The 9,931-nt window shown below is 64.6% G+C and carries 6 protein-coding genes and 2 pseudogenes; 6 read left to right on the top strand and 2 right to left on the bottom strand.

Translation table 11 applies throughout. The annotated features are described in order from the left end of the window. Nucleotides 1-273: 273 nt before the first annotated feature. The gene (locus GJ633_RS10500) at nt 274-474 is read right to left on the bottom strand and encodes a dodecin (protein WP_156588793.1); all 201 of its coding nucleotides are present in this window, start codon (nt 472-474) and stop codon (nt 274-276) included. Between the two features lie 217 nt (nt 475-691). Here GJ633_RS10500 and GJ633_RS18525 point away from each other — a divergent pair, with 217 nt between their 5' ends. The 4 genes and pseudogenes from GJ633_RS18525 to cofH all read left to right on the top strand — a co-directional run bounded on the left by GJ633_RS18525 (nt 692) and on the right by cofH (nt 6,693). After that, nucleotides 692-1,351, top strand: coding sequence for a site-specific integrase (locus GJ633_RS18525; protein WP_156588794.1), 660 nt, complete (start codon nt 692-694; stop codon nt 1,349-1,351). Continuing rightward, nucleotides 1,267-3,925 (top strand): annotated as a pseudogene (locus GJ633_RS10510) (DUF1156 domain-containing protein). The gene GJ633_RS18525 and the pseudogene GJ633_RS10510 overlap by 85 nt, the downstream one beginning before the upstream one ends. 178 nt (nt 3,926-4,103) lie before the next feature. Further along, nucleotides 4,104-5,075 (top strand): DUF6293 family protein, encoded by a 972-nt coding sequence (locus GJ633_RS10515; protein ID WP_156588795.1) that lies wholly within the window; start codon nt 4,104-4,106, stop codon nt 5,073-5,075. Between the two features lie 143 nt (nt 5,076-5,218). After that, nucleotides 5,219-6,693: pseudogene (cofH, locus tag GJ633_RS10520) on the top strand (7,8-didemethyl-8-hydroxy-5-deazariboflavin synthase subunit CofH). 340 nt (nt 6,694-7,033) lie between these two features. On the opposite strand, the gene GJ633_RS10525 reads toward cofH, so the two are convergent. Continuing rightward, on the bottom strand, nt 7,034-7,543 hold the full coding sequence (locus GJ633_RS10525) for a hypothetical protein (RefSeq protein WP_156588796.1): 510 nt from the start codon (nt 7,541-7,543) through the stop codon (nt 7,034-7,036). A gap of 35 nt (nt 7,544-7,578) precedes the next feature. Here GJ633_RS10525 and GJ633_RS18270 point away from each other — a divergent pair, with 35 nt between their 5' ends. Next, nucleotides 7,579-8,421 carry a molybdopterin-dependent oxidoreductase gene (locus tag GJ633_RS18270; RefSeq protein ID WP_156588797.1) on the top strand — a complete coding sequence of 281 codons (843 nt, stop codon included), beginning with the start codon at nt 7,579-7,581 and terminating at the stop codon, nt 8,419-8,421. Between the two features lie 114 nt (nt 8,422-8,535). Next, a partial coding sequence (locus GJ633_RS10535) for a YcaO-like family protein (protein ID WP_156588798.1) occupies nt 8,536-9,931 on the top strand: 1,396 nt, incomplete at its 3' end.

Genomic DNA, 9,931 nt, shown 5'->3' on the forward strand with positions numbered 1-9,931 from the left:
GGAGGCGTGAGGTGCGGGGCTGTGCGGTCGGGTGGGATACAAAGGGGCAGCCGCGAGGCCGCCGTAGGCGACACAAGCACCGCAGGAACGAGTGAAACGAGCGACGAGGAGCGCAGCGAGCGTACGGCGGCCTCGCGGCTGGGGCTTTGGTGGTGTTCTCCGCCGTCACGTTTCTCAGATCGTCGTCTCGTTCGTACAACCGAGCGGCTGGGGCTTCGGAAGCGGGCATCACGCCACCGGCGACTTATAAAAAGAAGCGAGACGCCGAACCGCTCAGTCTACGAGTTCGAACGCGACCTCGACTTCGGCCTGGTACTCCCGGTCCGGCACGCTCTGCAACTCGACGCCGAACTCCTGTACCTCCGCCCAGTAGACGTTCTCCAGGGTGTCTTCCGCGCGGTCGATGGCGTCGTCGGCCGCGTCGTCGAAGCTCTCCTCGCTCGTCCCTATCAACGTGATTTTCTTGAACACCATGTCACGTGTTGGTTGAACGCACGGGGAAATAAAAATACGCGTCCGGGGACACCCGAGCGCGGCGACGTCGCCGGCGCGCGGTGATCGCATCTATACCTGCCCCGGCGTAGTGTCACGTATGCAGACGCACATCGTGCCGGTCGGGTTCGATTACGACCGGCTGATCGCGCTGTAGCGTCTCTCGCTCCCGTTCTCGGGCTTTGCAAGGAGAAACGCAATGTCCGATTCCACGCTTGAGCCAATCGCCCCTGAAGAGGCCGTTCGCCTCTACCTCAGGGACAGACGTACCGACTTAGCCGAAGAAACCATCGAGTCGTATCGCTACAAACTCACCCGCTTCATCGAATGGTGTGAGCAGGAAGACGTCGACAATCTCAACGAACTCTCCGGTCGTTCTCTCTTAGAGTTCAAGCAGTCTCGCTCGGAAGACCTGAATCCGGTTTCGTTGAAGGGGCAATTAGACACCCTTCGTTCCTTCATCCGATTCTGTGAGTCGATTGACGCCGTGGAAACGGACTTGCACAACAAGGTGTTGTCCCTGACGCTCAATCAGGGAGATCGAGAACGGGACGTGTTAGTCGACCCTGAGACGGTCACGGACGTCCTACAGCATCTCTCTCGGTTCGACTACGCGTCGTCCGGTTTTCGGAGAGCGTCATCCGTCTGGAGATTATGTTCGCTTATAAGTGAAGCCTCGCTTTATCGGAGATGCCTTACACTCAAAGACGCGGTCGCGGTGAGGGTAGTCTGCGGGATTTATGACACTCGGATGGATTGGATGGCGTATTCACAATGTCTCAGGAAACGGGTCGCTCTGCTGAGCGAAGTGACCGGAAGGAACTCCCCATTGAACGGGGGTTCCCGATTGAGCGAGTGAATGAAATCGCACAGAAAGAAGGGCGCGCAAAGCAGTACTACCGGCCTATCTACACGATGCACAAGTGGTGGGCACGAAGGCTCGGCTGTGTCTTCCGGTCTATTTCTCTGTATTCCCTCTTGGATGACCCTGATAAGGTCGAAGTTCACGAGCCGGGCGAGAACGGAACACTCGGAGATTTCGGTGGGGGCCACAGCGAGGTTGAGAATCTAATCGAAAACGTCGATATGGCCGACCCGGAGAGTCTGTGGGAACTCTATCCGAAAGACGTGAGAATTGGTGATAAGAGGATTCTTGACCCGTTTATGGGCGGTGGCACTTCCCTTGTCGAAGCCTCACGTTTCGGTGTTGAAGCGGATGGATTTGACCTGAATCCGGTCGCGTGGTTTGTCACAAAGAAGCAACTTGACGCGGGGGAGACCGACGTAGAGGAACTTGAACAAGCATTTAAGCAGGTCAAAGAGGATGTAGCCGACGAGATTCTTGACTACTACAAGACCCCGTGTCCGAACGGTGACCACGACGCTGATGTGATGTACAACTTTTGGGTCAAGGAACTTGACTGCGTCTCTTGTGGTCACGAAGTTCCTCTATTCAAGGACTATCGGGTAGCGAAGGGACGCTACGAGAACGACGACAAATACAACGTCTTATGCCCGGATTGTGGTTCCGTTTTTTTGGTGGACGATTGGCGGCAAGAGTGTACCTGTACCGAATGTACCCATACGTTCTCACCGGAAGAAGGGAACGCTTCGCACGGTACCTATTCGTGCCCTGACTGTGGACAAAAGTACGGCATAACGGACGCGATTCACGAACAAGAGGGGTACGGACTGCGGCTATACGGAATCGAATATTACTGTCGGCATTGTGATGAACGAGACCGGGCGAGAAGTGACGTGAAAGGGTATAAATCTGCGGAAGCACCCGACAAAGAACGTTTCAGAAAGGCAAAACAGGAATGGCAGGAAAACAAAGAACTCCGACAATACGTTCCCGACGAAAAAATCCCGGAAGGAGCGATTACAGCGGCGTCTTCGGTGAGTGGGAATGACGTTTTCCAACACGATATGCGGTATTGGACGGATATGTTCAACGAGCGCCAACTTCTCGGGCTTGCGAAGTTGCTCCGTTCTATCAACGAGATTGAATCACAGAACGTTCGGGAATATCTCCTTCTCTGTCTTTCGGAGTCGCTAAATTACAATACGATAATGACCTCCTACAATCCCGGAAAAAATCTAATAGCGAACATTTTCAACACAAATTCCTTCGATGCGCCCCAACGACCGGTAGAAAACAATCTGTGGGGGACGTACTACGGGACAGGCACGTTCACGGCGATGTGGGATATGATTCTAAAGGGCGTCGAATACGCCAAATCACCTACCGAGAGACATATCGAAAATGGTGAAAATAAAGAAACACAGCCCTTCTCACAACCTATCGGAGAAAATACGACGATTCATCAGGGAGATATGCGTCTTATCAAGGCCGAAGACGAGTATGACGCGGTGATTACTGACCCTCCATACTACGACAACATCATCTACTCTGAAGTTTCAGACTATTTCTATGTTTGGCAGAAAATCCTCCTTGAAGACGAATACGAAGGGTTCGACCAAGAAAAGACGCCACGCGCCGAGAGTATCGTTGCCAATCCCTATCTCGGGAAAGGGTCGGAAGAGTTCGAGTCGGAACTTCACGAATCGTTCTCCGTTATCCACAAGGCGCTGAAAGACGACGGCGTTCTCACGTTCACGTACCACCATAGCGACTCCGAGTCGTGGGGGGAACTACTCGAATCGCTCTGTGACGTTGGGTTCGAGGTGACCGCGACCTATCCAATTTCAGCGGATATGAACAAGTTCATCGGTGGTGAATCAGTCGAGTTCGATATTATCATTGTTGCTCGCCCGGCAGGCGACCGACAACCCGTCTCTTGGAACTCCCTTCGCCGGAGCATTGTTCGGACAGCCAAACAAACTCATCAGCGTCTTACAGAAAACCGCGAACTCTCCGAGGGAGACATTGGAGTTATCGAGATGGGACGGGCGTTCCACGAATACTCGAAACATCACGGCGAAGTACAGCGTGGTGGAGAAGTAATGAGCGCCAAAGAGGTTGTGGACGAAATCTATGGTATCATCCAACAAAGGGAGCGACATTGGTGAGGTTGACGTGTTCCTTGACCTGCTTGAGATAGATGACCCCACTTACAATGACCTGAATATGTTGACACGCGGGACGAGCGCAAATCCTGATGGGATGAAAGAGACGCTTCTCTACCGAATGGATGCTGGAGAGTTCATCCTCGGAACGTGGGACGATGAGAAACGGCAGGCGTACATTCAGGAACGGGTGAACGGAGAGGGCGATAATGGATTGACTCCGCTTGACAAAGCCCAATTCCTTCGCCACCGCTACGAGCAGGGCAAGTCCATTCAGAACTACCTAGAAAAGTGGACTGTCTCCGATGACCTGCGTGAACTCTGTGGTGAGTTAGCCGATGCAAGCGGCGACGACGTGTACCGACGTATCCTCGGTGGCGACCGGACTATCGGGGATTTCTAAGTCGCTTTTCTCCTTCTGAGAGTTCCTTCCTGCCGATTTCGACCACGTAGAATTAAGACCGTAGCGCCTGTCGATTCTTACGAATCCCGTGACGGGAGCAGGCACGCACACGAACGATGTGCAATTGAACGGTATGCTACTTGAGGGGATATATAACCGCCCCGACGTAGTATAGCGTATGCAGACGCACATCGTCCCGGTCGGGTTCGACTACGACCGGATGATCGCCCCGCTCATCCGGGATCAGTTCGACGTCGACCGGGTGATCCTCCTGGAGGGGACGGTCGGGAGCGAGGCCAACGTGGAGTACTCGCGGAACATCGCTCGCAAGCTCGAACAGGACTTCCAGAACCTGCTCGGCGCCGAGACGGTCCGCGAGCGCCTGACCGACGTGTACGACTACGACGCCGCCTTCGAGCGCGCGTTCGACCTGATCAACGCGGAGCTCGACCGGGGTGCCGAGGACGACGAGCGAGAGAACGCCGACGGCGCGGCCGACACCGCCGACGGCTCCTCGGTTCCCCGCGAGGTGTGGGTGAACCTCTGTTCGATGCCGCGGCCCGTCTCCTTCGCGTTCGCGACCGCCGCCCACTCGATCATGGTCGAGCGGCAGGACGACCGCGACCGGATCCACACCTACTACACCGCCCCCGAGAAGTACCTGGAGACCGAGCTCGCCGAGGAGCTGCGGGCCACCCGCGACCTCCTGCGCGACCTCGCCGCCGACGGCGACGTCGCCGACGAGCGCGTCGCGGACCGGCTGACAGCCACGACGGACCTGCTCGCGGAGTTCGACGAACGCGGCACCACCATCGGCGCGAAGCGGATCGGTGACAGCCACGTCATCGAGCTGCCCGTCGCGTCCTTCCAGAACGTCAAACCGTTCGAGGAGCTCGTGCTGTTCACGCTCGGCGAACACGGCGAGTTCGAGTCGGTCTCCGAGCTCGCGGAGACGCTCGCCGCCGAGCTCAACGAGGAGTACACCGACTCGTTCCGCTCGAAGGTGATCTACAACGTCGACCGGCTCGGCCCCGGCGGGAAGGGGTACATCGAACGCGAGGAACACGGCAAGTCCTACCGCACCACCCTCTCGCGGATCGGCGAGCTGTGGGTCCGCGCGCACGCCGGCGAGGACCGCGACATCGCCTGACGCAGCTGGCCGGAGCCGCGCTCCCGTCGTCGCCGGCCCACCTCGTCTCCCCGACTCGCTTCCTCCCGCTCTCCGTGCGGCCCGCGAGACGGGGGGTGCCGTGACCGTCCCGTTTTTATCCGTGGGGTCGCGAGTACCACGGGATGACCTCGGACGGGACCCCCGGAACGGACGGCTCGGACGCGGAGCCCACCGACGACGGCGCCTCCGGCGCGGAGTCCGTCGGCTCCGACGCCCTCGACGCCGACGAGTTCGGCTTCGAGACGCCCGAGACCGACCAGTCGTTCGAGAACGCGCTCGCGAAGGCCCGCGACGGGGTCCGGCTCACGGTCGACGACGCGGTCGAACTGCTCGCGACCGGTACCGACACCGAGGGGATAGACCCCGTCCGGAAGGAGGCGGTCTTAGAGGCCGCCGACCGCCGGCGGCGCGAGGAGGTCGCGACGAGGTCACCTTCGTCGCCAACCTGAACAACAACGTCACCACCGCCTGCAACACGGGCTGTCTGTTCTGTAACTTCAAGGACTCCGCACACGCGTTCGAGGCCGACAGCGACGTCGACCACGCCGGGTTCACGAAGACCCCGGCGGAGTCGCGGGCGATCGTCGAGGACGCCCTCGACATGGGCGTCTACGAGGTGTGTTCCGTCTCGGGGCTCCACCCCGCGTTCGCGCTGAACGACGAGCACCACGAGATCCTCGCCGCCCACGACGACCCGGCGAGCGAGGTGAACTACAAGCCGCCCGAGACCTACGCGACCGACCCCGGAACCTACGTCGAGCAGATCGCGGCGATGTCCGTCGGCGGGATCCACGTCCACTCGATGACCCCCGAGGAGGCGTACCACGCCAGACGCGGCACCGACTGGGACTACGAGACGGTGTACCGCGAACTGGCCGCCGCCGGGCTCGACTCGGCGCCGGGCACCGCCGCCGAGATCCTGGTCGACGAGGTGCGCGACGTGATCTGCCCCGGGAAGATCCGCACCGACGACTGGGTGGCGGCGATGGAGGGGGCGGTCGCCGCCGGGCTCGACGTCACCTCCACGATGATGTACGGTCACGTCGAGACGGTCGCCCACCGCGCGGAGCACCTGAAGGTGATCCGCGACCTCCAGGACCGGACCGGCGGGATCACGGAGTTCGTCCCGCTCTCGTTCATCCACCAGAACACGCCGCTGTACCGGCAGGGCGTCGTCGACGGCGGCGCCTCCCGCGACGAGGACGAACTGCTCGTCGCGGTCGCCAGGCTCTTCCTCGACAACGTCGACCACGTGCAGGCGTCGTGGGTGAAGTCGGGCGACGCCCACGGGCTCAAGCTTCTCAACTGCGGCGCCGACGACTTCATGGGGACGATCCTCTCGGAGGAGATCACGAAGCGGGCCGGCGGCGAGTACGGCGAGTACCGCTCGTTCGACGACTACGTGGAGATGATCACGGCGATCGGTCGCGTCCCCGTCGAGCGCTCCACCGATTACCGGACCCGACGCCGGATCGACCCCGACGACGGCCCGCACGGGCCCCGGCTCGGCCCGCGCGCAGACGGTACCCCGATGCTCCCCGAGCGGTCCTCCGGCGCCGGGCCGACGGAGTCGGAGTCCGCCGGCGCCGACGACTGAGGGGCTGAGATCTCGATCGACCGTCGGACACCGGACGGCTCGCGGTGCGGTAGCAACACCCTCGATCGCGGCTTCGCTCCGCTCTTCGACCCGGTACGTTATATGTGAACGCACCAACTGTACGTAGATTCAGCATGACCGCCGACATCGCCGGAGCCGATCCGGAGCCGACCGCGGCTCGCCGGGCGCTGAGCGGCGCCGTCGTCGGCGCGGCGTGGGTCGCGGGGCTGTTCGCGGCCGCGCCTCTCGTCGGCGGGTTCGCGATCGAGACGGTCGCCGAGGGGATCATCGTCCGCTCGCCCGGCTGGCTGTCGACGCTCGCGGTCGGGCTGCTCGGCTTCTACGCCAAGCCCACGCTCGTGGTCGCCGTGATCGCCGGCGTCGTCGGGACGGCCGCGCTCGGCTGGCTCGTCGGGACGGTCGCGTTCGACCGGGTCGTCGGGACGGCCGCACTCGACCGGGTCGTCGCCGACGAGCGGGCGATCCGACCGGGAACCGGGTTCGCGGTCGCGGCGCTCGGCGCGCTCGTGACCGTCCCGCTGTTCCTCCTCGCCGGCGGGTCGCCCTCTGTCGGGCTCGCCGTCGTCGTGATCGTCGCCGTCGTCCCGCCGGCCCTCGTCGCCCGTCGGCTGTCGAGCGCCGGCTCGGTGAGGGGTCGACGGGGGTTCCTGCGGCGCGTCGGCGGGATCGCCGTCGCCGGGGGCGCCTCGCTCGCGGGACTCCGCTGGCTGTTCGAACGCCTCGGCGGCCCGGAACCGAGCCAGCGGGTCGAACAGCCGCTCGAGCGGTCGGTCTCCCCGTCGAGCGGCGACCCCGCGTTCGACTTCGACGGGATGCCCGCGGCGGTCACGCCCCCCCGACGAGCACTACGTCGTCGACATCAACGTGAACCCGCCGATCCTCGACCCGGAAGCGTGGACGCTCGACGTCGGCGGGGCCGTCGCGGAGCCGTACGCGCTCGCGTACGACGACCTGGTGGGCCACGACGCGAGCGTCGAGCAGACGACGACCATGGTGTGTATCTCGAACCGGGTCGGCGGCGACCTGATCGGGACCGCCCACTGGACCGGCGTCCAGCTGTCGGACCTCGTCGACGCGGCGGACCCGGCGACGGACGCGGCGGACGTGGTCACCCACGCCGCCGACGGGTACAGCGAGGCGATCCCCCTCGACCTCGTCGAGCGCGAGGACATCCTGATCGCGTACGGGATGGGCGACCGGACGCTCGCGACCGAGCACGGGTTCCCGGCGCGGCTGCTCATCCCCGGGCGGTACGGGATGAAGATGACGAAGTGGATCGACCGGATCGAGGTGACGGGCACGGACCACGAGGCGTACTGGGAAGCGCGCGGCTGGGACGAGGAGGCGGTCGTCAACACGATGTCGTACGTGCGCGGCGCCGAACGCGACGGGGACCGGGTCGTCGTCGGCGGGGTCGCCTTCGGCGGGCTCGAAACCGGTATCGAGGAGCTCTCGGCCGTCGAGGTCAGCGTCGACGACGGGGAGACGTGGGGCGACGCCGAACTGGAGGCGCCGATCGCCCCCCACGCCTGGCGGCGCTGGCGGTACGAGTTCGACGCCCCGGACCGGACCGAGTTCGACGTCGTCGTCCGCGCGGTGCGCCGCGACGGGACGGTCCAGACCGAGGAACGGACGGAACCGCGCCCCGGCGGGTCGACGGGGTGGCACCGGACGACCGTCGAGGTGGAGCCGGCCGCGACCGAATAGTCGGGCGCAGCCGGATGTCCGGGCAGCGGAATCCCTCGCAGACCAGCGATCGGACGACCACGCGACCCGTCGCCCACCCGCGGCTTTTTTTTCGCTACCGCGCGTCCACGACCCATGGACATCGGACTCGTCGGGGACGGACCCGCAGTCGAGGCCGTCGACGCCGCGCTCGCGGACGTCGACGTGAACGTGATGCCGGTCGAGGCGGGCCTGCTCGACGGGTTCGACCTCGCCGTCGTCGTCGACACGGCGGGCGCCGAGACGTTCGCCGCGGCGGACGCCCGGGTCGACCGCCTGATCGCCGTCGAGGTCGGCGGGGTCGGCGGCGTCCCGTTGGAGCCGCTCGACGCCGCGGTGTCGGTCCTCGACGACGCCTGTTACGACTGCCTCCAGACCCGGGTCGCCGCGGGCGATCCCGACCCGGCCGAGGCGCCTCGCGGCCGCCGCTCGGCCGTGCGTTACGCCGGCGCGCTCGCCGGCCGACGGACCATCCGGCTGCTCGCTGACGAGCCCGTCGCCGACACCGTCGTCGAGGTACCCGGCCCCGAGCGCACCCTGCTGCCGGTCCCCGGCTGCGACTGCGGGACGGCTCCCGGCGACGCGCTCCCCCGCGACCACGAGTCGCGGTCGGTGTCGGCGGCGATCGACCGCGCCGACCGCGCCGTCGACGAGCGGGTCGGACCGCTCGCCGCGGTCGGCGAACAGGAGTCGTTCCCGCTGCCGTACTACGTCGCGCAGGTCGCCGACACCACCCCCTTTTCCGACGCCCGGGCCGCCGAGTTCGGCGGCGGCGCTGACGCCGACTGGGACGTCGCGTTCGTGAAGGCGCTCGGCGAGGGGTTAGAGCGGTACGCGGCCGGCGTCTACCGCGAGGCGTCGTTCACCGACGGCACGGCCGCCACCGTCCCGAACCCCGTCGCTCCCGACGCGTTCGTCCGGCCGGACGACGCCGCGGCGTACGCCCGCGACGACCGGCTCCCGTGGGTGACCGGCGAGCACCTCGGCTCCGGCGACGTCGCGAGCCTCCCGGCGGAGTTCGTCCACTTCCCGCCGCCGGAGCGCCGGTACCGCCCCGCGATCACGACGGGGCTCGGGCTGGGGAACTCCGGCCCGGAGGCGGCGCTCTCGGGGTTGTACGAGGCGATCGAGCGCGACGCGACGATGACGAGCTGGTACTCGACGACGGAGCCGCTCGGACTCGCGGTCGACGACGACGGGTTCGCCGAGCTGGAGAAGCGCGCGCGGGCGGAGTCGCTGTCGGTGACCGCGCTGCTCGTCACGACCGACGTCGACGTGCCCGTCGTCGCCGCCGGCGTCGGCCGCGACGGCGACTGGCCGCGGTTCGCCGCGGGCTCCGGCGCCGACCTCGACCCGGTCGCCGCGGCCCGGAGCGCGCTCGCGGAGGCGCTCCAGAACTGGACCGAACTCCGGTCGATGGGGCCCGACGCCGCGGCCGACGAGGGCGCCGCGATCGGCCACCACGCGTCGTTTCCCGAGGAGACGCGCGCGT

The organism is Halorubrum sp. CBA1125 (assembly GCF_009742825.1).
Classification (GTDB): domain Archaea; phylum Halobacteriota; class Halobacteria; order Halobacteriales; family Haloferacaceae; genus Halorubrum.

Excerpts from the sequence above, each read along its gene's own strand:
- GJ633_RS10500 (WP_156588793.1), bottom strand. The coding sequence starts at position 474 with ATGGTGTTCAAGAAAATCACGTTGATAGGGACGAGCGAGGAGAGCTTC.
- GJ633_RS18525 (WP_156588794.1), top strand. The coding sequence starts at position 692 with ATGTCCGATTCCACGCTTGAGCCAATCGCCCCTGAAGAGGCCGTTCGC.
- GJ633_RS10515 (WP_156588795.1), top strand. The coding sequence starts at position 4,104 with ATGCAGACGCACATCGTCCCGGTCGGGTTCGACTACGACCGGATGATC.